General features: G+C 61.9%; 19 protein-coding genes and 1 pseudogene. 10 read left to right on the forward strand and 10 right to left on the reverse strand.

The annotated features are described in order from the left end of the window. Positions 1–382: 382 nt before the first annotated feature. The 6 genes from recD to GWQ29_RS19150 form a co-directional block, all read right to left on the reverse strand. Entirely contained in the window at positions 383–2,446 is a 2,064-nt protein-coding gene (recD, locus tag GWQ29_RS19125; RefSeq protein ID WP_275920092.1) for an exodeoxyribonuclease V subunit alpha, read from the reverse strand. Beyond that, on the reverse strand, positions 2,443–6,078 hold the full coding sequence (recB, locus tag GWQ29_RS19130; protein ID WP_275920093.1) for an exodeoxyribonuclease V subunit beta: 3,636 nt from the start codon (positions 6,076–6,078) through the stop codon (positions 2,443–2,445). The genes recD and recB overlap by 4 nt, the downstream gene beginning before the upstream one ends. Then, entirely contained in the window at positions 6,078–9,482 is a 3,405-nt protein-coding gene (gene recC / locus GWQ29_RS19135; protein WP_275920094.1) for an exodeoxyribonuclease V subunit gamma, read from the reverse strand. The genes recB and recC overlap by 1 nt, the downstream gene beginning before the upstream one ends. A gap of 271 nt (positions 9,483–9,753) precedes the next feature. Continuing rightward, positions 9,754–10,146, reverse strand: coding sequence for a DoxX family protein (locus GWQ29_RS19140; RefSeq protein ID WP_005316605.1), 393 nt, complete (start codon positions 10,144–10,146; stop codon positions 9,754–9,756). A 40-nt stretch (positions 10,147–10,186) separates the two neighbouring features. Next, a complete protein-coding gene (locus tag GWQ29_RS19145; protein WP_021139925.1) occupies positions 10,187–10,873 on the reverse strand; it encodes a pirin family protein in 687 nt (228 codons plus the stop codon). A 30-nt stretch (positions 10,874–10,903) separates the two neighbouring features. Beyond that, a complete protein-coding gene (locus GWQ29_RS19150; RefSeq protein WP_017411873.1) occupies positions 10,904–11,236 on the reverse strand; it encodes a hypothetical protein in 333 nt (110 codons plus the stop codon). Between the two features lie 257 nt (positions 11,237–11,493). Between GWQ29_RS19150 and GWQ29_RS19155 the strand changes: the two genes are divergently transcribed. Continuing rightward, positions 11,494–12,408, forward strand: a complete 915-nt coding sequence (locus GWQ29_RS19155; protein WP_017411874.1) for a LysR family transcriptional regulator — start codon at positions 11,494–11,496, stop codon at positions 12,406–12,408. Between the two features lie 438 nt (positions 12,409–12,846). After that, complete coding sequence (locus GWQ29_RS19160; RefSeq protein WP_005316617.1) at positions 12,847–13,611, forward strand: helix-turn-helix transcriptional regulator; 765 nt, start codon at positions 12,847–12,849, stop codon at positions 13,609–13,611. Positions 13,612–13,645: 34 nt separating this feature from the next. Here GWQ29_RS19160 and GWQ29_RS19165 read toward each other — a convergent pair whose 3' ends face one another. Continuing rightward, complete coding sequence (locus GWQ29_RS19165) at positions 13,646–14,410, reverse strand: UTRA domain-containing protein (protein ID WP_265462719.1); 765 nt, start codon at positions 14,408–14,410, stop codon at positions 13,646–13,648. Between the two features lie 232 nt (positions 14,411–14,642). On the opposite strand from GWQ29_RS19165, the gene GWQ29_RS19170 reads away from it, so the two are divergent. The 6 genes from GWQ29_RS19170 to GWQ29_RS19195 all read left to right on the forward strand — a co-directional run bounded on the left by GWQ29_RS19170 (position 14,643) and on the right by GWQ29_RS19195 (position 19,956). Next, the gene (locus GWQ29_RS19170; protein ID WP_169047640.1) at positions 14,643–15,689 is read left to right on the forward strand and encodes an ABC transporter substrate-binding protein; all 1,047 of its coding nucleotides are present in this window, start codon (positions 14,643–14,645) and stop codon (positions 15,687–15,689) included. Positions 15,690–15,698: 9 nt separating this feature from the next. Continuing rightward, positions 15,699–16,532, forward strand: a complete 834-nt coding sequence (locus GWQ29_RS19175) for an alkaline phosphatase family protein (RefSeq protein WP_275920095.1) — start codon at positions 15,699–15,701, stop codon at positions 16,530–16,532. Continuing rightward, entirely contained in the window at positions 16,532–17,428 is an 897-nt protein-coding gene (locus GWQ29_RS19180; RefSeq protein ID WP_265434489.1) for an ABC transporter permease subunit, read from the forward strand. Before GWQ29_RS19175 ends, GWQ29_RS19180 begins: the two co-directional genes overlap by 1 nt. Continuing rightward, complete coding sequence (locus GWQ29_RS19185; protein ID WP_059113360.1) at positions 17,421–18,197, forward strand: ABC transporter permease subunit; 777 nt, start codon at positions 17,421–17,423, stop codon at positions 18,195–18,197. The genes GWQ29_RS19180 and GWQ29_RS19185 overlap by 8 nt, the downstream gene beginning before the upstream one ends. Before the next feature lie 6 nt (positions 18,198–18,203). Further along, a complete protein-coding gene (locus GWQ29_RS19190; protein WP_005316635.1) occupies positions 18,204–19,211 on the forward strand; it encodes an ABC transporter ATP-binding protein in 1,008 nt (335 codons plus the stop codon). A gap of 85 nt (positions 19,212–19,296) precedes the next feature. Further along, positions 19,297–19,956, forward strand: coding sequence for an HAD family hydrolase (locus GWQ29_RS19195; RefSeq protein WP_275920096.1), 660 nt, complete (start codon positions 19,297–19,299; stop codon positions 19,954–19,956). 38 nt (positions 19,957–19,994) lie between these two features. Here GWQ29_RS19195 and GWQ29_RS19200 read toward each other — a convergent pair whose 3' ends face one another. Next, positions 19,995–21,605, reverse strand: a complete 1,611-nt coding sequence (locus GWQ29_RS19200) for a sensor domain-containing diguanylate cyclase (RefSeq protein WP_265462715.1) — start codon at positions 21,603–21,605, stop codon at positions 19,995–19,997. A 108-nt stretch (positions 21,606–21,713) separates the two neighbouring features. On the opposite strand from GWQ29_RS19200, the gene GWQ29_RS19205 reads away from it, so the two are divergent. Next, on the forward strand, positions 21,714–22,154 hold the full coding sequence (locus tag GWQ29_RS19205) for a DUF2214 family protein (RefSeq protein ID WP_275920097.1): 441 nt from the start codon (positions 21,714–21,716) through the stop codon (positions 22,152–22,154). Positions 22,155–22,345: 191 nt separating this feature from the next. Continuing rightward, complete coding sequence (locus tag GWQ29_RS19210) at positions 22,346–23,245, forward strand: DMT family transporter (RefSeq protein ID WP_219614942.1); 900 nt, start codon at positions 22,346–22,348, stop codon at positions 23,243–23,245. A 126-nt stretch (positions 23,246–23,371) separates the two neighbouring features. On the opposite strand, the pseudogene GWQ29_RS19215 reads toward GWQ29_RS19210, so the two are convergent. After that, positions 23,372–24,231 (reverse strand): annotated as a pseudogene (locus tag GWQ29_RS19215) (AraC family transcriptional regulator). After that, positions 24,228–24,713, reverse strand: a complete 486-nt coding sequence (locus GWQ29_RS19220) for a GNAT family N-acetyltransferase (RefSeq protein ID WP_131730343.1) — start codon at positions 24,711–24,713, stop codon at positions 24,228–24,230. The pseudogene GWQ29_RS19215 and the gene GWQ29_RS19220 overlap by 4 nt, the downstream one beginning before the upstream one ends. Positions 24,714–24,856 lie beyond the last annotated feature (143 nt).

Raw genomic sequence — 24,856 nt, forward strand, 5'->3', positions numbered from 1 at the left:
TATACTCTCCCCAGTAATAAAGCAACCGCGAGGAAAAAAACAGAAAGACATAATACAAAAAATGACAATGAAGCAGCATTTTTTGACACAAAATCCAGTAACTCAATAACCTTATCCAAAAGATCCATTTAGTACCTACCTATACGCACTGTGGCTCATGTGCAGGCATTATGTAATGCAAGCAGGGGCTTTCCAATAAGGAAGTACTAGTCTCTTCTAGAGATAAGCAATGCGTAATGCACTGATATTAAACATAAAATCACCCTTCATTAGTACATAGGAATACTTCATTAGTACATAGTGAACCCCAGTTACTTACCCCCTGACCGATTAATGATGCTTCGTTAAAGGGCAGCAAATCCCTTTACCGCCGTCCGATCACTCACTCCCGCAACCTCTCCGCCAATCCGGAATAACGCTCGGTCTTTTTCCGCACCGCTTGTGCCAGCAGGGCGCGATCGCCGTAGAGATCGAGGCGCGCCTTGGCGCGGGTGATGCCGGTATAGACCAGCTCACGGGTCAGCAGCGGGCTGGGGCTGTCGGGCAGCACCAGCACTGTATGGGCAAACTCCGAACCCTGGGATTTGTGGATGGTCATGGCGTAGACAGTCTCGTGGGGCGGCAGACGGCTGGGCAACAGGGCGCGCAGGGTGCCGTCCGGCTGCTCAAACCATACCTTTAACCGCCCGCTTTCATCCGGCAGGCAGAGCCCCATATCGCCGTTGTAGAGGCCGACCCCGTGGTCGTTGCGCACCACCATTACCGGGCGACCGGCATACCAGTCGCCATCGCGGGCAATCAGTCCGGCCCGTGACAGGGCCAGTTCAAGCCGTTCGTTAAGCCCCAACACCCCGAAGGGGCCGTCGCGCAGGGCGCAGAGGATCTGGAAGCCGTTGAAAGCCTTGAACACGGCGGCGGGCTCTTCCCCCGCGCGGGCCGCCTTCAGATAGCTGCCGTAACCGGCCACCCCCTGGGCAATCAGGGCGTCGTAGGCTTCACCCGCCCAGGGGTGCAGGCTGATATCGGCAAATCCCATGCCCCAGACCGATTCCACCGCCGCCGCATCGCCGCCGTTGCAGGCGCGCGCCAGCTGGCCAATGCCAGAGTGCTGATCAAAGCGCCAGCTCTTGGCCAGCAGGCAGAGGCTGTCGCGCACCGGTGCCCCCGCGGGCGTGCCCTGCAAGCGGTAGCCGGTCTGGCGGGAAAGCCAATCCGCCTGCGCCGGGCTGATGCCCTGTTCGATAAAGCTGCAAATATCGCCGAGCACGGCCCCCGCCTCCACCGAGGCGAGCTGATCCTTGTCGCCGAGCAGGATCAGGCGGGCGTGGCTTGGCAACGCATCGAGCAGGCGCGCCATCATGGGCAGGTCGACCATGGAGGCCTCATCCACCACCAGCAAGTCGAGGTGCAACGGGTTGCCCGCGTGGTGGCGGAACTGGCTGCGCCCCGGGATCACCCCGAGCAGCCGGTGCAAGGTGCCCGCTTCGGTGGGAATGGCTTCGACCCATTCGGGGGGCAGATCGAGGGCCTGCAAGGCAGAGCCGATACTCTCGGTCAGGCGTGCCGCCGCCTTGCCGGTGGGGGCCACCAGCCGGATCGCCGGCGCCTTGCCTGCTTGCAGGCCGGTCTCCACCAGAATGGCGAGCAGTTTGGCCACAGTAGTGGTCTTGCCGGTGCCGGGGCCGCCGGAGATGACCGCAAAGGGGCGCGCCGCCGCGGTGGCCGCCGCCAGCTTCTGGCCGTTGCAGCAGAGCGACTCGGGCACCAGCGCATCCAGCTTGCCAAGATCGCTCGCCGCCTGGGCGCTAGCCAGCAGTGCCTCAATGGCGGGCCAATCCACTTCATGGGGGAATACCAGATCGAGATACTTCTCGATAAAGTGGCGGGCCGAGAAGTCGGGGGCGAGGCGGGCTTTCAGCAGCGCCCCGAACACCAGCCCGTAGTCGCGGGCAAACAGCCGCGACAGGGCCGGAGCTATCTCGGGCCATTCGGCGCGTTCACTCAAGGCTCGAAGGTGGTGGGCCACCCCCAGCTCAAAATCGTGGTAGCGGGTGAGGTAGAGCCGCCCGTGCCAGAGCCGCAGCGGCCAACGCGGGGCGACCCCGTCATCTTGCTCGGTGCCAACCAAGGGACTCTCCGCAAACAGGGCGGGCCAGCGGGCAGGATCCGCCAGATCCAGTAGCAGATCCCGGCTCTGCTGGGGATCCAGCCCGAACGGCCGCAAGGATCCTGTTGCCAGCATCGCCAGCGGCAAACAGACATGGCCGCGCCCCAGCTCGAAGCAGGCGAGCGCAGCCCCCAGCACCAGCTCGGGGCTGCCGCCCAGGTCGGCCACCAGCTTGGCAAATTGCAGATCCAGCTGGCGGATGCAGCCAGCCAGCGCCAGTGTTTTCAACCGTTCAACCATCATTGCGCTGGTCGCCGTGCTGATCATGGTGTCGCTCATACCTCTACCTCGTTCAATGCTTGGGATCCCGCTGCTGGCAGCTCACTGCCTGCGCTAAACAACCGATCCAGCCCCAGCACCAGTTCACGGCTCGGCCGGGTATGGAAAATGCCCCCCTGCGGCATGCCGCGCAGGAACAGATAGAAGACCCCGCCAAAGTGCTGCTCGAAGTCGTAGCCCGACAGGCGCAGGGTGAGCAGCCGGTGCAGCGCCAGCGAGTAGAGCTGGTATTGCAGGTCGTAGCGATGCTCGGCCATCGCCCGCTCCAGCGCCGGTCGGCTGTAATCGGCCGGGCTCATGCCGAGGTGGTTTGATTTGTAGTCGAGCAGATACCAGCGCCCCTGCCACTCGAACACCAGATCGATAAAGCCCTTGAGCATCCCCTGCACTGTGGCAAAGCTGAGCGGCTTGTTGCCCCGCGACAGCGGGTCGTGCTGCTGGCAGAGCGCGGTCAGCGCCGGTGCCGTCACCCGCCCCATGGGCAGGAAGAACTCCAGCTCCACCTGTTTGCGCTCGGGCGCCAGATCCCGCAACCGTACCGGCTCGCCAAAGCCGGTATCCAGCGGGGTATCGAGCACCGCCTCCACATGCTGTTGCAGCACTTGGGCCCAGCTCTCGTCGAAGCCATCTTTCGCCAGCAGGACAGCGATATGGTGTGCCAGCGAGTCGCCACCGGCGCTCTGAAAATCGATGGTTTCGAACAGGCTGTGGAGCAGGGTGCCGGGGCGCGCCCCTTTCGGGAAGGTGAAGATGGAGGGCTCAGGCGCTACCACCTCCCCCGACTCAGCCAGCAAGGCAGCCGCGCTCGCCGACTCTGTGGCTACCTCGTCATCGAAACCGGGATTGGCCAGCACGCCCTTGCTGTGACCGTGGCCCTGCGCCGCGAGCCCCGAGTAGGAGCTGATCCACCAGTCCCGCTCAAGGGAGCCGGTAAAGTGGCGCACCTGCGGCTCGCCAAGCTGCTCCTGCTCCACTGGCAGCGGGGCGGGACGGGTGAGCGAGGGCTCACCGACAGCCACCCCGGGCAGCGCCTGCGACAGCTCGGTCAAAGCGGTCGCCAGGGTTTCGGCATCTCCCTCTTCGCCCTTTTGCAGCAGATAGCCGATGGCGGTGTGGTGCAGGTCTGTCTTCTCCGACTTGCCGTTACCGGCCCGCACCGGTGCCAGCCCCAGCCAGGTGGCGTAGACGCCCCGGGTCAGCGCCACGTAGAGCAGTCGCAAGTCTTCGGCGAGGCGCTCCTTGTCCGCTTCGGCAAGCGACGAGTCGGCGCCGGTCAGGTCGAGAATGGTGCGATTGCCCGCTTCATCCACCTCGTGATAGAGCGGGGTCTCGGCGGTTCTGTGGCTGCAGATAAAGGGCAGGAACACCAGCGGGTACTCCAGCCCCTTGGATTTGTGGATGGTGACTATCTGCACCAATTTGCGCTCGGATTCGAGCCGCAGTACCTGTTCCGCATCCTGGCCGCTCGGGCGGCTCACCGCCTCCCCCAGCCAGCGCAGCAGGGCATATTCCCCATCCAGCTCGCTGCTCACCTGTTGCAGCAGCTCAGCCAGATGAAGGAAGTTGGTCAGCCGCCGCTCCCCATAGGGGCTCGCCAGCAGGGAGGAAGCGAGATTGCGCCTGTGCAGCAGGGCCCGCAACATGGCCAGCACGCCGCGGCGGTGCCAGATCTTGCGGTACTCCATAAACTCCTGCACCGCGCTCTCCCACGCCCGTTCATCCGAGGCCAGCGCATCGAGCGCCTTGGCATCCAGATCGAACAGCCCGGTCGCCAGCGCAGCCCGCAGGCTCCTCTCCTCACTCGGGTTCTGGCAGGCGTGCAGAATGAGCAGTATCTCCCGCGCCTCCACCTGCTCCAGCACGCTCTCGCGGTTCGACAGATAGACGGAGGCGATGGCGAGCCTCGCCAGCTCCTGCTGCACCAGCTTGCCCTCGGCGCCGGTACGCACCAGCACGGCGATATCTCCGGCCTTCACCGCCTGATCGCCTATCTGTGCCTTGCCCTCACGGGCCAGGGTCAGCAGACGGTGGATCTCGGCGGCGGTGGCGCGGGCCATCTTGCTCTGGTAATCCCCCCGATTGAAGGTGGGCTGGCCGCTCAGCTGCCAGCAGTGGAGCACAGGGGCGGTGACACCATCGAGCAGCAGCGCCTTGCTCTTGCCCTGCGCCTCTACCGGCAGGAAGGGGATATCCGCCTCGTAGATAAAGGGATCCTTGGCCCGCTCAAACAGGCCGTTGACCGCCCCCACCAGCGCACTGCTGGAGCGCCAGTTGCGCCCCAGGGTGTAGTGGGCGCTCACATTTCGCCGCGCCTGAATGTAGGTAAAGATGTCGGCGCCGCGAAAGCCGTAGATGGCCTGCTTGGGGTCACCGATCATCAAGAGCGCAGTGTCTTGGTGGCCGCCACTCTCTTGTGAACCATAGAGACGATGGAAGATGCGGTACTGCTGGGGGTCGGTATCCTGAAATTCATCGATCATCGCCACCCGATAGGTGGCGCGGATCCGATCGCAGAGCCGCTCGCCAAGACTGGAGCCGAGCGCCCCGTCGAGATCCTTGAGCAGGTCATCGAACGAGAGCTGATGAGCCTGCCGCTTGCTCGCCTGCATCCGGCTGCGCACCACCCTGGCCGCCCGTTGCAGGATAAGGTCACGAATACCGGGGCGGCTCGCCAGCAGTTCGTCGATCTGGCTGAACAGCGGCAGGGTTGGTAACGCCTTCCCCTTGCTCAGCTTGGCCTCCAATGTTTCCTGGCCGAAGCGCTCGAGATCCTTGGGCAGGTTATAACCGCTGGTCGGATCCTGCGCCCAGTCCCCGATCTTGGCGAGCCAGCCTTCGTAGTTCTTGCCGGTATAGAGCTTGATTTGCCCCTCTGTCTGGCGGCGGATCTCGTCCCCTTGCGCCAGCCAGCCATTTTTCACCGCCTCGATACGGGCCATGGCCGCCTGATGACGAGCGGCAAGAGTCTCATCCCCCAGCGCAGGCAGTATCTCCAGCTCGCTGTTGTCGAGCCAGCTGCTCATCTCCCGCAGCAGGGCGGCGGGGCTCGGCCAGAGCGCACGCACCGAACTGGCCAGGGTTTTATCCACCGGATAGAACTCGGCGCGCCAGTAGTCACTCACCGCCTGCAGCCTGAGCTGGCTGTCGTCTGTGAGAAATTCAGTTTCAAAGAGGGCGCCCGACTCGAAGGCATTCTGCGTCAGCATCCGCTGGCAGAAGCCGTGGATGGTAAAGACAGCCGCCTCGTCCATCTGCCGTTCGGCGGCCAGCAGGCGACGGGCCGCCAGTTCGTGATCCTCCACCTCTTCAAGCAGCTGGGTCAGCAGCACATCCTTGCTCTCACCACGCAAAAACGCGAGGCGCGCCTCGTGGATGCGGGCGCGGATCCGCCCGCGCAGCTCGGCGGTGGCCGCCTCGGTAAAGGTCACCACCAGGATCTCGGTCACAGAGAGCGGCCGTTCGTGGGCGCTGGGCTGACCGGCATCCGCCCCCTCTTCGATAAGCGGGCCGTGACCCAACAGCAACCGCAGGTAGAGACCGGCTATGGTGTAGGTCTTGCCGGTACCGGCAGAGGCTTCGATCAGTCGTTCACCGTGGAGGGGAAAGCGCAGGGTATTGAGCGGGTTAGCCATTATTTCAGCTCCTCCAGGGTCTTGAGCAGCGGGGTCAGGTGCTCGCGGGCCAGCGCCTGCAACTGGCTCAGCACGGCTTCATCCAGTTCGGGGAAACAGCGGACAACGTAAACATCCTGCCCCTCACCAGTCACCATCCAGCCGCCGTTGAAACGGGTGAGGGCCGCCTTGTCGGCGGCATCCGGTTTGTCGGGCTCCTTCTCCATCGCCTTGAGCCAATCCCAGGCCGTATTGGGGAAAAACGGCAGCGGCCGCTTCATCCCCTGCGCCCAGAGCGCCACCAGCGCCGCCAACTTGGGCCTTGCCTCGTCGGCCGAGAGCTTGGGCAGCCGCAGACTCTGTTTGGCATCGAACAGCAGGGTGTCACCGGGAGCACAGCTCAGGCAGAGGCAGAGGTGCTGGATCCAGCCCAGCAGCAGATCCTTGCCGTTGAAGCTGCCGGGTTTGACCACCAGCAAGCGCCCCTTCTGGGTGTCGATCCACCCTTGCAGCTGGCCCTGGGCCAGGGAGATATCGATCTCCACCGCCTGTTTTTCACTGACCCAGGGGCGCAGGCGCTCCGCCAGCTTGCCCATCTCGGCGTCCAGATCCTCCAGCAGCAGGCTGCCGAACCATCCTTGCGGCAGCAGGCCGGTGAGCTGCAACCGCTCACGCCGCACCGCACTGTCACCCTGTGCCAGATGGGCATCGAGCAGCAGGGCCTTGAGCTGGTAGTGCTGCAAGCCGTCCAGCTCGAACGGCTCGCTGTCTTCGATATTGGCCTCGTTGAGTTCAAACCACACCTTGAGGCGGCGGTTGAGGAAATACTTGGCGGGCTGGCGATAGAAGCGCAGCAGCTCCGCCAGCTCCAGCCCCTGCTCTCTCCCCCATTCGGGCGGCAATGGCAGCTCGCCACTCTGGAAGTTGGCGGCACCACGCACCGGATTGAGGGCGGGCAGCCAGTCGGCGGCATAGGTAAAGAGGCGGGACTCTGCTTCCGGATAGAAGTAGCTGCGGCTGTAGGGGGTGAGCGGGTGCTCGACCACCAGGTGCTTGAGCAGCCGCTCGCCGGAGGTCTCGTCGTCGAGCGCATCATCCCCCGCCAGCACGAAGCCCTGGCGTACATAATCGATCAGCTCCGCCAGCAAGACGGACGGCACCTTGTCGCTGTTGTCCTGGGCGCTGAAGCCCTGATAGCTGATATAGAGCCCCTGCTGGGCGCTGAGCAGCGCCTCCAGGAACAGGTAGCGGTCATCATCGCGGCGCGAGCGATCCCCGCGCCGCGACGCCACCGCCATCAGATCGAACCCCATGGGGGCCAGGGTGCGCGGGTAGACGCCGTCGTTCATGCCGAGCAGGCAGACCTGCTTGAAGGGGATGGAGCGCATCGGCATCAGGGTACAGAAGTTGACCTGACCGGCGAGGAAGCGCTGGCTGGAGCGGGACTCCCCCAGTACCTTGCCGAGGTAATCTTGCAGCAGGTCGGCGGTGATGGGCTGATCGAAGCGGGCCTCGCCAAGCTGGGTCTGCCAGTCGGCCAGCTGGCTGCGGATCAGTTGCAGCAGGCGCTCTTCTTCCTCGTCGGCCAGATAGAAGCGATCCAGCAAATCAAGGAGGCAGGCTGACCACTCGGGCAGGCTCTGCTCACGCTGCAAACGGGGCAGAAACTCCGCCAGTGAGTCGACAAACCAGGCCAGCTTGCCAAGGGCCAGGCCCTGCTGACCTTCGATCTCGGCATAGGGCAATATGCTGGCCACAGCGCCCTGCTGCCCTGCACCATGATCGGCACAGAACGACATGCCCGCCACCGGCTCGCCGTCGCCCATGGCAAAGCCAAGCAGCATACGGCGCAGGCCGAACAACCAGCTGTTGCCGGACATGCGCGGCAGCTCAAAGCGCTCCGGGTAGGCATCATCCAGCCCCCAGCGGATGCCGGTCTCCTGCACCCAGACCCGCAGCTGGTTGAACTCGTCGTCATCCAGCTCGAAGCGGCGCAGCACGGCGGGCACCTCGAGAATGGCGAGCAGCTCGCCGGCGCCGAGGCGGGCGTTCGGCAGGTGCAACAGGGCGAGGAAGCTTTGCAGCAGCGGGCTCTCCTGACTCGCCGCCCGATCCGATACCGCGAACGGGATCTGCCCTCGGGCACCAAACACGGCCTGAATGTAGGGGCCATAGCTGTTCACATCCGGCATCATCACCACCACATCTTTCGGGGTGAGGGACGGGTCCCGCTCGAACAGTGCCAGCAGCCGGTCGTGCAGCACTTCGAGTTCCCGCATCGGGCCGTGGCAGGCGTGGATCTGCAGGGATCCATCCGTTGGATCGATCGGGCTCTTGTGGTGGCTGCTGTCGAGATCGAACTGGCCCTCGCCCCGCGAAGCCAGCTCCAGCACATCCTTCTGGATCGCGCGCAGCAGCCTGACATTGCCACTGGCGTCCAGCTCGTCGCTATCGACGAATGCCTCGATTTGTGGCACCTCCAGCTCCATCAGCTGGTGCAGGTAGTCGCGCCCCAGCTTGCCCATGGAGGCGAGCAGCGGGTTGGCGGGCCCCTGCAGGGTGTCGAGGTCCGTGCCCGGTTTGAGCTTGTTCTCCAGACGCGCCAGGGTTTTGCGATCGAGCAGATCCCCCCAGTAGTAGCGGCAGGGATTGGTGACGAACAGGTGCACCTCCACCTCCGGCCGGCTGCCAAGGGCCAGCAGGGCTTCCACATAGCGCGGTGGCAGCGCCGAGATGCCGAACACGAAGACCCGCTGGGGCAACTTGCCCGGCAGATCCCGGGTACGTTGCAGCTCGTGGATGAACTCCTCGTAGAGGTTGGCTCTGTGGTAGCCGCTGGGGCTCAATGCCAGGGTGCGGGCCACCAGCTCGCGCCACAGTTCCGGCTGCCAATCCTGACCACTCACTCCGGCCAGATCCTGGCTCCCTGTTCCGACCAGCCCTTCCCCCTCTTCCCAGCGAGCGATCCAGTCAGGCCGGTAAACCAGATACTGGTCGAACAGATCCGCCACCTTCTGGCAGAGCTGCCACAGTCGAACCTGTTCGGGATCCCCGGCAGGATCTTGCTCATCCCCACAGCCCAGATAGGCGGCGAGCGGTGCGAAGGCGGGACGATCAAGCAGGGCGGGCAAAATGGTCATCAGCTGCCAGCTCATGGCGCCCTTGTTGTAGGGGCTCTGGCGCGGCACATCCGCCAGCACTCGGGTGAACATCTCCCAGATAAAGCTGGCGGGAAGCGGAAATTCGATATTGGCGGCGATGCCGAATGCCTTGGCCAGTTCCAGCTTGAGCCACTGGGCCATGCCAGGACTCTGCACCAGGATCTGTTCCTGCTCGAAGGGGTGAGCGAGAGGTGCCTGCCGGATGTGGTTGACCAGCAGCTCCTTGAGCAGATCCAGCTGATTGGAGTGGTAAAGGGTAAACATGGACGACTCCCGCCAATTCAAACGAGGGGGTGAGCACGGAAAAAGATGAGCGATTCCCGTCACTTCACACGAAATGAGATTGTCAGGGATCGAGGGGGAAGATGCAAAAGGCGCTTGTTGCCCCTGATGACGCCGGCGGCAGAATATGCGGGCGGTCGCACATTTGTCCCGGGCACAAATATGCGGGCGGTCGCACATTTGTCCCGGGCACAAAAAAGCCGGTGCAGTTGCACCGGCTAAAAGGCGTTGGAAAACTTGAACCTTCAGGGTATTACCAGTTCTTGCCGAGGCGGGCATCCAGACTGAACGCCCCTGCACCGGCCGCCGCCAGGGCCAGGAAACCACCGGCCACCGAGACGTTCTTCATAAACATCAACATCTGCATCTGATCCGCAGGCTGATAGTGGAAAATAAAGGCGGCCATCAGGGTAAAACCGGCCAGCAATACGGCGATGCTGCGGGTAAACAGGCCCAAAACCACCGCCAGACCACCACCCAGCTCAAGCAAGATCACCAGCGGCAACATGAACCCGGGCACGCCCATGGCTTCCATATAACCCTGAGTACCGGCATAACCACCGATCTTGCTCCAGCCTGCCATCACAAACATCAGCGCCAGCAGTACACGACCCACCAGCAGTGCCATATCTTTCATCTTGTCCATTTCAAATTCCTCGTTTTACGTCAAATCACCGCTGACTGCTTCAGGGTAGGTCAAATAACAGGGCTTGGCTGGCACTCGTTGCCACCAGATCCCATTTGGGTTCATCACGACTGAGTACCCCGTCGCCGGGTCGGGCAGCCAGACCGTTGGCGGTCAGCTCCCCTGAAATCATCTGCAGGTAACCGTGTCGGCCAGCCAGCGCCCAGGTGAGACTCTCACCGGGTTCGAGCTGCAACTGCCATACGCGGGCCTGCTGGCGGATCCTGAAGGATCCTGCTTCGCCATCCGGTGATGCGACCAGCGTCAATCCCGGGTTGGCTTCAATCTTCTTCTGCTGATAACCGGGGGCCGTGCCGTGTTCGTTCGGCTCGATCCAGATTTGCAACAGGGAGAGCGGCTCCGTCTGCGAGGGGTTGTACTCGCTGTGCCGGATGCCGGACCCTGCGCTCATCAGCTGGAAATCCCCTGCCGGTATCTGCTCGGCGTGGCCGAGGCTGTCCTTGTGCTCTATGGTGCCGCTCAGCACGCAGGTCAGAATTTCCATGTTGGCGTGAGGATGAGTGGCGAAGCCGCCACCGGGTGACACCAGATCCTGGTTGATGACCCGCAGCACCGAGTGTCCCATCCAGTCCGGGTCATAGTAGTGCCCGAACGAAAAACTGTGGCGCGCATCCAGCCAGCCGAAGTTGGCCTTGCCACGCGCTTCTGCGGCTCTCAATTGCATCATGGTGTGCTCCTCACGTACCAAATAGGTCGATTAACGTTGGCGGCCGTCACCCAGACCGAACGGGATGCGGTAGTCACTGCTCTGATCACCCAGGCTGACGGTCAGGTTGCCCTGAGTGCGGCTTGGTATCTTCACCTGCTGAGCGCCCATCAGATTGGCGTGGACAGAGGCAACCAGATCACCGGACTCATCGCGCACTTCCAGCATGGGGTTGGCCTTGCCATCCATCGCAGCGGTTGCATGCCAGTTTACAAACAGCACGCCCGGTGCGGCATTGAGGTCGGCAGGAACAGAAGCCTGTGCAAAACCTGCAGTCATCAGGCCTGCAACGGCCAACATCTTGATTACGTTTTTCATGTTCATTTACTCTCTTGGTTTTTGTGTCATTGCCTGGGCCGGTTTGGCCAGAATCAATGCATCCGTGCAAGAGGTTATTCAAATAGTGTGTTGTTCTTTCACCGAAGTCAGACATCCTGATTTACGATGTCACAGCCCGGAACTACCTTTTATTTGGCCGCTCGGCCTTCCTGCCTAAGCGTTGATTGAATATTAAAGTGACTTGGCCTAAGTTGTTAGCGAGATAAACTGGCAAACATGTTCAAAAAAATTGAAGGTATGAAATGGCCAAGGAATCGAACAAGGAACGGGCGCTGACCCTGGAGGCGATCCGGGTGCTGGACGCCATCGATCGCCGCGGCAGCTTTGCGGCGGCCGCCGACGAGCTGGGCAAGGTCCCCTCGGCGCTGAGCTACACGGTACAGAAGCTGGAAGACGAGCTGGACGCCATGCTGTTTGATCGCAGCGGCCACAGAACCAAGTTCACCCCGGCCGGCCGCATGCTGCTGGAGCGGGGCCGGGTACTGCTGGAGGCGGCCGAACATCTGGTGGGCGAAACCCGGGCGCTGGCCCGGGGCTGGGAAACCGACATCACCATAGCCGTTGATGCCCTGGTGCCGGTGCAGGCGCTCTATCCCCTGGTTGAAAGACTGGCCGAGTTGACGGATACCCGATTGAGGTTTCGCGCCGAAGTGCTGGCGGGCAGCTGGGAGTGTCTGGAAGATGGCCGCGCAGACCTGCTTATCTCCTCTCTCAACCCTGACATCATGATGACCGGCATCAAGCATCAGGCGCTGCAGGAAGAGGTGATGCTCTATGTCGCCCACCCGGATCACCCGTTGCACCGGGAGCCCGAGCCCCTGGCGGACGAGACACTGCGCCGCTACCGCGCCATAGCGGTAGCCGACTCTGCACTGCGCAAACCCGTGCTCACCTATCGCCTGCTCGACAAACAGCCACGCCTCACCGTCAGCACAATGACAGAGAAGCGTGATGCCCTGCTGGCGGGGATCGGCGTCGGCACCATGCCACTGAGCTGGATAGAAGAGGATATCAAGGCCGGTCGGCTCAAGGTGATCAGCCCCGAATATCGTCACCAGATCCAGGTCGTGCTGGCCTGGCGGCGCGATACCATGGGCAAGGCCAAGAGCTGGCTGGTGCGGGAGATCCCCAAACTGTTTCCCTGCAAGGGAGAGTAAGACAGGGAACACTCAGCATGACAAACGGAGGCGGCGCTCGCCTCTGCTTGACGGCGGGCTCAAATTCGGGGAAAAGAAAAAAAGCGGACCTCTTGCGAGTTCCGCTCAATGCCAGGAAAGAATAAAAACCTTGCGGTTTAAAAAACCCTTAAATTGGAAGCAAACAATCGTTTTCTCAACCAGGAAGGTCTTGAATCCGATTCGTTTTGAATTATGCGCGATGTTTTATGCATCACCAGTAAAATTTTGAACGGTTGAAGGATATGCACCGCTGAGTATCACTATCTGCAACCTTCATCGCTAACTGGTCTGGCCATTTCAATCGTTTTCAACGGGTTTATTTCCTCTGGTTTTTTTAAGTGTCAATATCTGAGCCCATAACCAGAAAAGAACTCAGTTTCTGACACAACATAAAGATGCAGATAAAGGAATAGTTGCATGACCTATAGCCAGACCCTGGCCAACCACATTCTCGACACCCTGAAGAAGACCCTGACCGACAAGGGGATCCGCTATCAGACCCTGGCAGAAGCCATGGGCGTCTCCATCGCCACCGTCAAACGCATGATGAACAAGCCCTCCCTGCCGTTCGATACCCTGCTGGAGATCTGCCACCTGGTGGGACTCTCGTTCGAGGAGCTGCTGGATCGCACTCAGGATGCCCAGAGCCGCCGGGCCGTCTTCACCCAGGAGCAGGACGAGGCGTTTCACAAGGAGCCGGGGCTTTATGCCTTTCTCGCCAACATCTTCTGGCGCGACAAGACCCTGATCGATCTCAAGCGGGAGTACAGCCTGACCGATGCCTCCTGCTACCTCTACCTGCGCAAGCTGGAGAAGCTCGGCATCTTGCAGCTCGGCATCGACAACAGCTACCACTTCCTCATCAGCGAGCGCATCAGCTTCGAGCAACACAGTCGCTTCGCCCGCCAGCAGGCACGCCAGGCCATGTCGGTGCTGGGGGACTATCTGGTGGAGAACATGCACAAGTCCAACAATTACATGGCGCTGTGCCAGCTTCATCTGGACGAGAGCGAGGCCATGGCACTGATCGAGCGGATGAAGGAGTACTGGCATCAGGAACTCAAGCTCAACCGCCCCGCCATCGGCCAGCGGGAGGGCAGCAAGACCTACACAATGTCGCTGCAGCTGGCGGACTGCGGCTATCAGAGCTTCGACGATCTGATCCCAAATATCGACAACTGATCCCGGCGGATCCTGCGGGATCCGTCTGATTTGGTCAGCTCGATAGCGGCAATTCGGACCGTCTTGCTGCCATCGGATGCAGCGCCCGCGTATCCAGACAGATACGTATGGCATCCGGCCGCCAGTGTTCAATATCGCAATCCACCAGCCCCCCTCTCTCGTCATAGTTGACCCGTACCAGCCGCAGCACAGGGCTCCCTTCCGCCAGATTGAGGGAGCGGGCTATGGCGCCCCGTGCCGCCGAGGGGGTGATCTCGAGGCTTGCCCCGCCCTGGCCTATGCCATAGCGCTGCTGATAAAGCTCGGTGAGGGAGCTGGCCAGCGGCGCGCTGGCGATATCGGGAAAACGGCTGGCCAGCAGATGGTGGCTGACATGGAGCACGGGACGATCGTCGATCAGGCGCAAGCGGCGGATCTCGTAAAGCGGCGTGAAGGGATCCAGCCCCATCCAGTGACACAACTCGCTGCTGGCCAGGGCGCTGCCGTGGGCCAGTACCCGGGTCTCGGCGATACGCTGCTGCTCGCCGATCCACTGGTGGAAATGGGTATGGATAGCGGGATCATAGGTGAGTCTGGGCGGTGCCACGAACCAGCCGCGCCGCTCGGCCCGGTAGATAAGGCCATCCGCCTCCAGGCTCGACAGTGCCTCCTTGATGGTGATGCGGGTGGTGGCAAAGCGCTCGCTCAAGGCCCGTTCGGCGGGCAGCTGCTGCCCCGCCGCCAGCTGGCCGCTGCCGATATAGCGGCGCAGGGTCTGGCAAATCTGTTCACACTTGGAGGGGCTCCGGCCAGCGGCCATACCCTGCTCGCTCAATCGCAACTCAGTCACTGTCACATCCCCTGGTCATTCAGGTTTGTTCACCGCTGGAGTAGACCAGCGTCTATTGGCCCTGAGTTGTAACCCGTCTGGATGACAGTGCCATGACAGCCCAATTGTCATCAAACTGCCATCAAAACGCCCCGCCACCGTCATATTCCCCCTCTAGCATCCCTCTCGAACCTTAACTGACCTAGTCCAGAGGGATGGGATGATGAAAAGCGTGATCGCAAGTGCACTGGCCCTGGTGGCCATCAGCCAACCACTGTTTGCCGCCGAAAATATCGCGGATCTTGAGAAGGCCGCCCGCGGCGAAGGCCAGCTGCACAGCATCGGCATGCCCGACAGCTGGGCCAACTGGAAGGACACCTGGCAGCAACTGGGCAATATCTACGGCATCAAGCATCAGGATACCGACATGAGCTCGGCCCAGGAGATCGCCAAGTTTGCCGCCGAGAAGGCCAACGCCACCGCCGACATCGGTGACGTGGGCGGCGCCTTCGGTCCGGTCGCGGTCAAGCAGGGAGTTACCCAGCCTTACAAACCCTCCACCTGGGCAGACATTCCAAACTGGGCCAAGGATGCGGACGGTCACTGGATGCTGGCCTATACCGGCACCATCGCCTTCCTCATCAACAAGGATCTGGTCAAGGCCGCCCCCACCAGCTGGCAATCCCTGCTCGGCGGTGACTACAAGGTGACCCTGGGTGATGTGGGCGTCGCTTCCCAGGCCAACAACGGCGTGCTGGCGGCTGCCTATGCCACCGGCGGCAGCGAGAAAAACCTGAAACCCGCGCTCGAGCTGTTCGGCCAGCTGGCCAAACAGGGGCGCCTCTCCCTGAACGACCCTTCCATCGCCAATATCGAGAAGGGTGAAGTGGAAGTGGGCGTGCTGTGGGACTTCAACGCGCTCAACTACCGCGACAAGATAGACCCCAAGAAGTTTGATGTGGTTATCCCGAGCGACGGCTCCGTCATCGCCGGCTACACCACCATCATCAACAAGTGGGCCAAGAACCCCAACGCCGCCAAGCTGGCGCGGGAATACATCCTCTCGGACGCAGGTCAAATCAACCTGGCCCGCGGCTACGCCCGTCCCATCCGCAGCAATGTGGTATTGCCGGATGACGTGAAAGCCAAGCTGTTGCCTGCCGAGCAGTATGCCAATGCCAAACCGGTGCAGGATCATGCCGCCTGGGAACAGAGCTCCAAGGCCCTGCCGCGCCAGTGGCAGGAAACCGTCATGATCAACATGCAGTAAGGGTATCCAGTGCAACACAAGGTGATAGTGGTACTTGTGGATGGCCTGTCTGCCGAGGTAGCCCACACAATGGGCTACCTCACAGGCATAGTCGAGGCACAGCGCGGCTTATATACGACCCTGAGCTGTGCCCTGCCCTCCCTCTCCCGGCCGCTCTACGAGTGCATCCTGACCGGCGTACCGCCAGTGGCCAGCGGCATCACCCACAACGGTGTCAGTCGCTTGAGCCAGCATGAATCCATCTTCCATCTCGCCCGAGCCGGCGGCAAACGCACGGCAGCCGCGGCCTATTACTGGGTGAGCGAGCTCTATAACTGCACTCCCTGGCTCGCGTTGCGGGATCGCTATACCCATGACGCACAGCTGCCGATCCAGCACGGCTGCTTCTACTGGGATGACAGCTACCCCGACAGCCATCTGCTGATGGATGGCGAGTGGCTCAGAACCCAACATGATCCCGATTTTCTGCTGATCCACCCCATGGGAGTGGACGATGCGGGCCACAAGTTTGGCCTGGATTCGCGCCAGTACCGCAACCAGGCACGCCGCATGGACAGTCTGCTGGCCGATCTGCTGCCCCAGTGGCTGGGGGAAGGCTACCAGGTACTGGTGACCTCGGATCACGGCATGAACAACGACTTGAGCCACGGCGGCACCTTGCCTGAGGAGCGCACTGTGCCGCTCTGGCTGTTTGGCGATGCCTTTGTGGCCCAGTGGCCTGCCGGACCGGCCTTGCAACAAACCCAGCTCTGCGGCCTGATGGCCGACTTGCTTGGCGTTGCCCATGACAAGCCTAGCGGCCTGCCGCTGCTCAAGGCTGCCTGCCTGCGCGAGGTGCACTGATGATCTCTGCTGCCACCCGGATCCTGCCGAATCAAGCCGTGATCCCGCGTCAAGCCCGTCGCCACTGGCTGCCTGCGCTGGTACTGCTGCCGTTTTTCCTCTTGATGATACTGTTCCAGCTCGCCCCCATGGTGTGGGTGCTGGTGGGCAGCTTTCAAACTCCGGATGGCTGGGGCCTGGATCATTACCGGGAGATCCTGAGCTCCCCCTTCTACCTGCAATCCTTCACCAACTCATTGCGCATCGCCGGTATCGCCAGTCTGGCGGGGCTTGCCATCGGCACCCTGGGGGCAGCGGCGCTGCGCCAGAGCGGTGAGCGGGTCAAGCGAGCCCTGCTGGCGTTTATCACCATGACCAGCAACTTCAGCGGTGTGCCGCTGGCATTCGCCTTCATCATCATTCTCGGCATCAACGGCGCCATCACACTGCTGCTCAAATCCTGGGGCTGGATCGACGGTTTCAACCTCTACTCAGGGGCTGGTCTCATCCTCATCTACACCTATTTCCAGATCCCCCTCGCCCTGCTGCTGCTCTACCCGGCGTTCGATGCACTGCAGGATGACTGGCCCCAGGCCGCCGCCCTGCTGGGGGCCAGCAAGAGGCAGTATGTGTGGCACGTGGCGCTGCCGGTGCTGACGCCGGCACTGCTCGGTACTCTCATCATACTGTTTGCCAATGCGGTAGGAGCCTATGCCTCGGCCTATGCCCTCACCACGGGTAACTTCAACCTGGTGACCATACGGGTGGCCAGTCTGGTCTCTGGCGACATCTTCCTCGAACCCAATCTGGCGGCGGCGCTGGCGGTGATCCTGATGGTGCTGCTGGGGGTGGTGACGGCGGCAAATCAATGGCTGCTCAAGCGCAGCTACCATGCGAAGGGAAATTCCCATGAGTGAACTCCAACCAAGCTGGCCGCGCTGGGTGCTGAGCATCCTGGTGGCAACTCTGCTGCTGCCACTGCTGGCGACCCTGCTCTACTCCCTCTCCACCCGCTGGGGGGCGACTCTGATGCCGGACGGCTTCACGCTGGAGTGGTATCTGCAACTGTGGGGGGACCCGCGCTTCCTGGCTGCCTTCGGCCGCAGCCTGTTTGTCTGTTTCGCCACCCTGCTGCTGGGCACCCTGGTGCTGGTCCCCACCGTGCTGGTGGTGGCCTACTACTTCCCCAAGCTGGATCCCTGGATGAACCTGCTGATCCTGCTCCCCTTTGCGGTGCCGCCCGTGGTCTCCTCGGTGGGGTTGCTGCAGATCTACGCCGACGGCCCGCTGCCGATTATCGGCACGCCCTGGATCCTGGTAGGCACCTGGTTCACAGTGGTGCTCCCCTTCATGTATCGGGCCCTGGCAAACAGCTTGCAGGGAGTACCGCTCCGGGATCTGATGGATGCTGCCCACCTGCTGGGGGCAAGCAGCACACGCGCCTTCGCCCTGGTGGTGCTGCCAAATCTGCGCAAGGGGCTGCTGGCGGCGCTGTTTCTCTCCCTCTCCTTCCTGCTCGGTGAGTTCGTGTTTGCCAACATGCTGGTGGGCACCCGTTACGAAACCCTGCAGGTCTATCTCTACAACATGCGCGCCACCTCGGGCCACTTCACCAGCGCGCTGGTGATGAGCTATTTCCTGTTGACCCTGCTGCTCACCTGGGCGGCGAACAGATTCCATCGGTGATCCCATATGTTCCATCTAGAAGTAAGCCAACTGCACAAATCCTACGGCGAGACCAAGGTCTTCGAAGGGATCGAATTCGGTATCCGCAAGGGGGAGTTGGTGACCCTGCTCGGCCCCTCCGGCTGCGGCAAATCCACCCTGCTGCGGGCGCTGGCCGGGCTGACGCCGGTCGATGGCGGTCAGGTACGGGTGGCCGGTGAGGACATCACCTGGCAGGCGCCCCAGAAGCGTGGCATCGGCATGGTGTTCCAGAGCTATGCCCTGTTCCCCAACATGACGGTGTGGGACAACGTGGCCTTCGGCCTCAAAATGAAGCCCCAGCCGGGACGGGAGCTGGCCGCCAGCGTGCAGGAGGCCTTGAGCCTGGTGGAGCTGGATGGCTTCGAGCGCCGCTATCCGGGTGAGCTCTCCGGCGGCCAGCGCCAGCGGGTCGCCCTGGCCCGGGCCCTGGTGGTACGGCCGCGGATCCTGCTGTTGGATGAACCTCTCTCTGCGCTGGATGCCCGCATCCGCCGCAGCCTGCGATTGCAGATCCGCGAGATCCAGCAGCGGCTCGAGCTCACCACCATCTTCGTCACCCACGATCAGGAAGAGGCGCTGACCATGTCGGATCGGGTGTTCCTGATGAACAAGGGATCCATCGTCCAGAGCGGCACGCCGGAAGAGATCTACACCCGTCCCGCCAGCGAGTTCGTGGCGAGCTTTATCGGCCACTACAACCTGCTGGCCCCCGAGCAGGCCAAGTCACTGTTCGGCCCCCGTTTTCGCGGCACCCTGGCGCTGCGACCCGAGTCCATCACCCTGCTGCCAGCGGGGGCGCAGAGCCTCGATCCCTGCCTGCCCGGCGTCATTCGCCAGCAGCAGTTGCTCGGCAACATCATTCGCTATCAGGTGGAGTGCGAAGCGGGGCTCTTGACGGTGGATACCCTCAATCGCTCGGCCCGCGACCTGTTGCCGGTGGGCACGGCCGTGACCCTGGCGGTGGCCCGGGATCAGCTGTGTGAGGTAGCATAAGCGATGGATTACGCCCCATTTATATCGGCGAGCGGCCAACATGCCGCCCGTCAATCATCACAGTTATGGATAGCTAGGAGCAGGCATGGCGCTGGCACTGTTTGATTTGGACGAGACCCTGATTGCCGGGGATTCCGCCAGCCTCTGGCTGGAATACATGGTGGCTCAGGAGCTGGCCCCGGCGGGCATGATCGCCGAGGAGCAGGCCATGATGTACCTCTACCATCAGGGCAAAATGGATATGCAGGAGTACATGGCGTTCACCCTGCAACCCTTGGTGGGCAAATCACGCCAGTGGCTCGGCCAGCAGTGCCACCACTTCGCCGAGCAGGTGTTGCGGGAGCGGATCTACCCCCAAGGGTTGGCACGCATCGAGTGGCATCGTCAGCGTGGCGACACGCTAGTGCTGATCTCGGCCTCCGGCGAGCATCTGGTGGCACCCATGGCGCAGATGCTGGGGATGGATCACTGCGTCGCCATACTGCTGGATGAAGAGGAGGGTCGGCTGACCGGCCAGACCCGCGGCACCCTGAGTTTTCAGGAGGGCAAGGTAGTACGCATCAACCAGCTGTTTGCCACAGACGCAGCCCCCTGGCAGGAGAGCTTTGGTTACAGCGATTCCCACAACGATCTGCCGCTGCTGAAGGCCGTGGCCCACCCCCATGCGGTCAATCCGGCCCCCGGCCTGCGGCAAGTCGCCGCCGAACACGATTGGCCCACCCTCGACTGGCAACTGGCCTGCTAAATCATTGGCAGCTGGCCAGCTGAATGAAGAAGAGGCCCTCAGGCCTCTTCGTTGCTCAACACGCTGTCGTTGGGCGGGCTCCCCTTCTCGGCGACCGTTTCGTGCAGGCTGCCCAGATAGATGCGGTTCTTGCCATCGCGCTTGGCGTGATAGACCTCGGCGTCAGCCACCGCCAGCAGGGTCTTGCCATGCGCTATCTCGCCACTGGCCACCAGCCCGCCACTGAAGGTGATCTTGAGGCCGGGTTCACGCCAATCCAGTGACTCCACCCCCTTGCGAAACTGTTCCAGCAGCATCTGACAGAAGTGGATGTCCGGATTCGCCATCAGCACCACCAGCTCTTCCCCGCCGTAACGGCAGACCCAACCGTGATCCCCCAGCAGTTGCATACCCAGCTGTGATACTCGCTTGAGCACTACATCTCCGGTCTGGTGGCCATAGGTGTCGTTGACCAGCTTGAAGTTATCGAGATCGAGCATGGCCAGACAGAAGGGCTGGCGCTCAATCAGCAGGCGATTCAAACGCTCGTCGAAGAAACGACGGTTGTAGAGACCGGTCAGCTTGTCCAGATTGGCCTGCTGGCGAGCCTCGTGATAATCCTTGCCCGCCTCGGCCAGCTCGGCATAGACATGCTTGAGCTCCTGCATTCCCCCCTGGGGCACATCGTCGGGTTGGGTCCGGCTGGCCCGGATCATGGAGGAAATCTCATTGAGCATGCGGCGAAAATAGCGGGACCACACCAGCGCCAGCATCACATAGAGCACGCAGGCCAGCGCCACCATCAGCAATACGTTGAGAGAGACGCTGTCGACCGTTTCCTGAACACTGGCCGCGGGTTGCACGCTGATGAGCACCCAGTTCCGCGCGGGCAACTTGCTGTAAGCCACAAACAGCTGTGCATCCTTGTCCAGAAAGATGCCGTCCTCCCGATTGAAACGGGAAAGCCATTGAGGATGGTCCATGGGCTTGAGCAACTGGTCGGGATCCGGGTGTACCAGCACCTTGCCGGACTGGTTGACGATCATCTGGTAACCATTGTCCGCCTGCCGGTTCAGCTGGGCCGAGAAAGGCGCCAGAATGGCATCGACCGCAAAGACCCCTCGCACCTTGCCACTCTGGTCAGTCAGGGCCCGCGCCAGCGCTATGACCAGATTGCCATTGGTGTAGTCGTAGTAGGGCTCGGTCCAGACCATTTCGCCCACATGCTGGCTGGCCAGCTGATACCAGGGTCGAACCCTGGGATCGAACTGGGCATCTGCCTGCCATTCGGGGTAGATCAGCATCTGGCGCTCGGCCGTGCCGACATAGATGTAGATCAGATCAGCCATGACCCCCTTGTAAAGCTGCCAGGCCTTCAGGTAGGACTCTGTGTTGTGCAGGCGAGGGCCGCTGATGTCTTCGACCTTCACCTGGTCATAGATCAGCGTAAACTGTCGTTCCATCTCGTGGAGATAGGGCTCGATGAAGACGTGGCGCAGCTGGTGATTGGTGGCGAGCAGACGCTGCTGCAACTCGTTTTGCAGGCTGCGTTCCATGTGCAGATAGTAGATGCCGCCCAGCATCAAAACGGGAATGAACAGCAGCAGCAAACCCAGCCGCATTCTGGCAACCAGAGACCAGGTTTTCTTGGAGACGACTCGCTTGCCCAAACAGGACTCCTCTACCACCAGACATGATGTAATGTCAGAATATCAGCCCGACCGGATGGCGTCCAAAAGGAAGCTCACTATGTTATTAATCAGAAGGATCTGTCACGGATGCTGAACCCGGACCTGCTGATGGCGCTGCACTATTTCGCCGTGATCACCCTGACAGGGGCGATCACTTCCGAGTATTTCCTGTTCCGGCGCGGCATGTCCATCGAGCAGGTACGCAAGCTGTTGCTGGCCGACGGTCTGGCAGCGCTGGCCCTGCTACTCATCTTCATCACGGGTGTCTTGCAAGTGCTCGCTCACCCGGACCAACCCGCAATACTGCTCGCCAACCCCGGCTATCGCACCAAGCTGCTGCTGTTTTTCCTGATGGCCATCAGTTTCGGCTACCCCAGCCGCCTCTTCTATCGCTGGCGCCGCTCCCTGCGCCATGGCCGGGCCCCCATGGTCTCCATCCAGCAGCAGTTCTGGGTGATCTGGATCCTGCGCGGCAATCTGTTGCTGCTCGCCCTGATCCCTCTGCTGGCCAGCCTCGCCAATAGCTGATGTGATGCCCGTCTTCATTCAGCCGCGATAGCTGATGATACGGATCCTGCATAGCCATTCTCTCTTCGCATTGATCCGCCCTGGCGAGCCAAACTCGCGAGCCGCTAAAGACAAATCCCCCCGCACACGGTTATCTTGGTGGCTGGCGCCGTGAGGATGGGTGCCCGCCACTTTCTCAGGGATGAATCCGTATGCGTTCGAACATGATGTTATTGATGGCCGCCGCCATCTGGGGGCTGGGCTTCGTCGCCCAGCGCCTGGGGATGGATCACATGGGGCCTTACACCTTCAATGGCCTGCGCTTCCTGCTCGGCGCCGCCTCCCTGCTGCCACTGCTGTGGTGGCTCAAGTCTCGCCAGCCCGCGGGTCAGTCCGAAGATCGTCGCCTGCTGCTGACCGGGGGCCTGCTCGCCGGAGCCGTGCTGTTCAGTGCCGCCTCCCTGCAACAGGTGGGGCTGCTCTATACCACGGCTGCCAAAGCGGGTTTCATAACGGGTCTCTACATCATACTGGTGCCGGTGATCGGGCTGGCCCTGCGTCACAAGACAGGGACCAATACCTGGGTCGGCGCCCTCATCGCCATGGCGGGGCTCTATTACCTCAGCGTGACCGAAGATTTCACCATAGGCTATGGCGACCTGCTGCAAGTCGCGGGCGCCCTGTTCTGGGCCATTCACCTGCTGGTGCTGGATCACTACTCGAGCCGGGTCGCGCCGATCCGGTTGGCGGGTGTGCAGTTCCTGGTGTGCGGCCTGCTCAGCCTGGCCGTCGCCTTCACCATAGAGATGCCGACTGTCAGCGGTGCCGTGGCCGGGTGGCAGGCGCTGCTTTACGCCGGCCTGGTGTCGGTCGGGGTCGGCTACACATTGCAAGTGGTGGGTCAGCGCGGTGCCCATCCTGCCCACGCAGCCATCATCCTCAGTCTGGAAACGGTATTCGCCGCCATTGGCGGTGTGCTGCTGCTTGGCGAAATCCTCGATGAGCGGGCTATCGTCGGCTGTGCCCTGATGCTGGCAGGCATGCTCATCTCTCAGGTGCGCCTGCGCTGGTGGTGGAAATCGCGCAAGGATCGCCTGCCGAAGCAGGGCTAACTGCGCGGCGCGCGCGGCATTGCACAGAACGAAATCAAAGAGAGGAGCCATATCGGCTCCTCTCTTTGATTGCACTCGTTGTTGCACTCACAATGTTGCGTTTTGCTGTACCCGGCCCCGGCCCCCTCAGCGTTGAACGCTGGAGCAGAAGCTGACGTCGTCACGCAAGGGGTCATTGCTCACGCTGTGGTATAGCTCGAAACAGGGCCCGTCACCAAACGCCAACCCGGCGGCGACGATATCGCCGACATGCTCCTGCCAACGCGGCCCGTACTGACTGCGGTCCGTGATGAGATAGCGGGATTGGGCGTAGCGACCGGCGGGAATAAGCTGGATCTCGACCTCCCCTGCCCCGACCGTGCCTGCCGGCACGGTCACACCTATGTCGGTGCGGCACTGGGCCGGCGGCGTGACTTCCGGGTTGTCGTGGTAGATGAAAATCCACTCCCCCTGCGCCAGACCCCGCGCACTAGCCCACTGGTGCAGTTGACCACAGACAGGGTCATACCCTTCGCCATAGGGGCCGGTGACGCGAATATAGGCCAGGGTGCGGGCATCCATCTCGATGGTTTTCATGGTGTTGCTCCTTGCTGATGAGTGGTCTTCAGCATAAGGGAGCAGCCTGTCGCTGGCGTGTCCATCCTTGCTCAACAGGTGTCCATTCTTGCTCTTGTCCCGGCGAAACTCCCCCGGCGTGCAGCCGTAGTGACGCCGAAATGCCTTGGCAAACGCCTGGGAGCTGGCCAACCCCGTGCCCAGCGCTATGGTCGTGACACTGGCGTCCGTGTAACAGAGTTGCCAGGCAGCCCGCTGCATGCGCAGGCGCCGACACATCTCCCCGGCGCCTCGCCCGCCACTGCGGTGAACACGCGGTGGAAATGGTAGAGGGAGAGGCAGGCCCGATCCGCCAGCGCCTCGATGGAGAGATCCGGATCCTGCTCCAGCGCCCGCAGCACAGGGATGAGTCTGCGACGGTAGTCAATCACGGGCGGATCCTGGCCATGTAGAGCGCATCCACATACTCGCCCTGGCGAAACGCATAACCGCAAGCCAGCCCCTCCTGTTCGAACCCGAACTTGCGATAGAGCGCCAGCGCAGCGGCGTTGTCGCGGTAGACGGTGAGCTCGATGCGCCGCAGATTGAGCCAGTTGTCGGCCATTTCCAGTACGGCTCCCAGCAGGGCCGAACCTATGCCCTTACCTGCCCAGTCATCTCGCACGCCCATACCGATACAGGCCACATGCTTGCGCCTGGGATTGGGCTCCATATGCAATGAGATCTGGCCCACCAGCAGACCATCCACCTCCGCTACCAGCGCCACCACACCGCTGTTTTCCAGCCGCTGCTGCCAGACCCCCAACGCTGGATAAGGCAGTTGCAGAGTACCGGCCTGAGCATGAGGCATGGCATAGAGATCCCGCAAAGCGGGGGCATCGGTGGGTTCGGCATGACGGACGGTGATCTGCATATGGGGCTCCTTTGGCTGACTTTCATCATGCCTCATCACCAGTGCCGGGTCATCCCCCCACAATACCCATTTGCGATACCTATCAAAGGGCTAGGAAAGGCCCATTGGCCCATGAGGAGCGGGATCCGTAGGCTGACCCCTAT

The sequence above is a fragment of the Aeromonas sp. 2HA2 genome, from assembly GCF_029237345.1.
In the GTDB taxonomy this organism is placed as follows: Bacteria; Pseudomonadota; Gammaproteobacteria; order Enterobacterales; family Aeromonadaceae; genus Aeromonas; species Aeromonas salmonicida.

Excerpts from the sequence above, each read along its gene's own strand:
- GWQ29_RS19185 (WP_059113360.1), top strand. The coding sequence starts at position 17,421 with ATGAGTGAACTCCAACCAAGCTGGCCGCGCTGGGTGCTGAGCATCCTG.
- GWQ29_RS19220 (WP_131730343.1), bottom strand. The coding sequence starts at position 24,713 with ATGCAGATCACCGTCCGTCATGCCGAACCCACCGATGCCCCCGCTTTG.
- GWQ29_RS19180 (WP_265434489.1), top strand. The coding sequence starts at position 16,532 with ATGATCTCTGCTGCCACCCGGATCCTGCCGAATCAAGCCGTGATCCCG.
- GWQ29_RS19140 (WP_005316605.1), bottom strand. The coding sequence starts at position 10,146 with ATGGACAAGATGAAAGATATGGCACTGCTGGTGGGTCGTGTACTGCTG.
- recB (WP_275920093.1), bottom strand. The coding sequence starts at position 6,078 with ATGGCTAACCCGCTCAATACCCTGCGCTTTCCCCTCCACGGTGAACGA.
- GWQ29_RS19195 (WP_275920096.1), top strand. The coding sequence starts at position 19,297 with ATGGCGCTGGCACTGTTTGATTTGGACGAGACCCTGATTGCCGGGGAT.
- GWQ29_RS19210 (WP_219614942.1), top strand. The coding sequence starts at position 22,346 with ATGCGTTCGAACATGATGTTATTGATGGCCGCCGCCATCTGGGGGCTG.
- GWQ29_RS19160 (WP_005316617.1), top strand. The coding sequence starts at position 12,847 with ATGACCTATAGCCAGACCCTGGCCAACCACATTCTCGACACCCTGAAG.
- GWQ29_RS19155 (WP_017411874.1), top strand. The coding sequence starts at position 11,494 with ATGGCCAAGGAATCGAACAAGGAACGGGCGCTGACCCTGGAGGCGATC.
- GWQ29_RS19170 (WP_169047640.1), top strand. The coding sequence starts at position 14,643 with ATGAAAAGCGTGATCGCAAGTGCACTGGCCCTGGTGGCCATCAGCCAA.
- recC (WP_275920094.1), bottom strand. The coding sequence starts at position 9,482 with ATGTTTACCCTTTACCACTCCAATCAGCTGGATCTGCTCAAGGAGCTG.
- recD (WP_275920092.1), bottom strand. The coding sequence starts at position 2,446 with ATGAGCGACACCATGATCAGCACGGCGACCAGCGCAATGATGGTTGAA.
- GWQ29_RS19165 (WP_265462719.1), bottom strand. The coding sequence starts at position 14,410 with ATGGCCGCTGGCCGGAGCCCCTCCAAGTGTGAACAGATTTGCCAGACC.
- GWQ29_RS19190 (WP_005316635.1), top strand. The coding sequence starts at position 18,204 with ATGTTCCATCTAGAAGTAAGCCAACTGCACAAATCCTACGGCGAGACC.
- GWQ29_RS19145 (WP_021139925.1), bottom strand. The coding sequence starts at position 10,873 with ATGATGCAATTGAGAGCCGCAGAAGCGCGTGGCAAGGCCAACTTCGGC.
- GWQ29_RS19205 (WP_275920097.1), top strand. The coding sequence starts at position 21,714 with ATGCTGAACCCGGACCTGCTGATGGCGCTGCACTATTTCGCCGTGATC.
- GWQ29_RS19150 (WP_017411873.1), bottom strand. The coding sequence starts at position 11,236 with ATGAACATGAAAAACGTAATCAAGATGTTGGCCGTTGCAGGCCTGATG.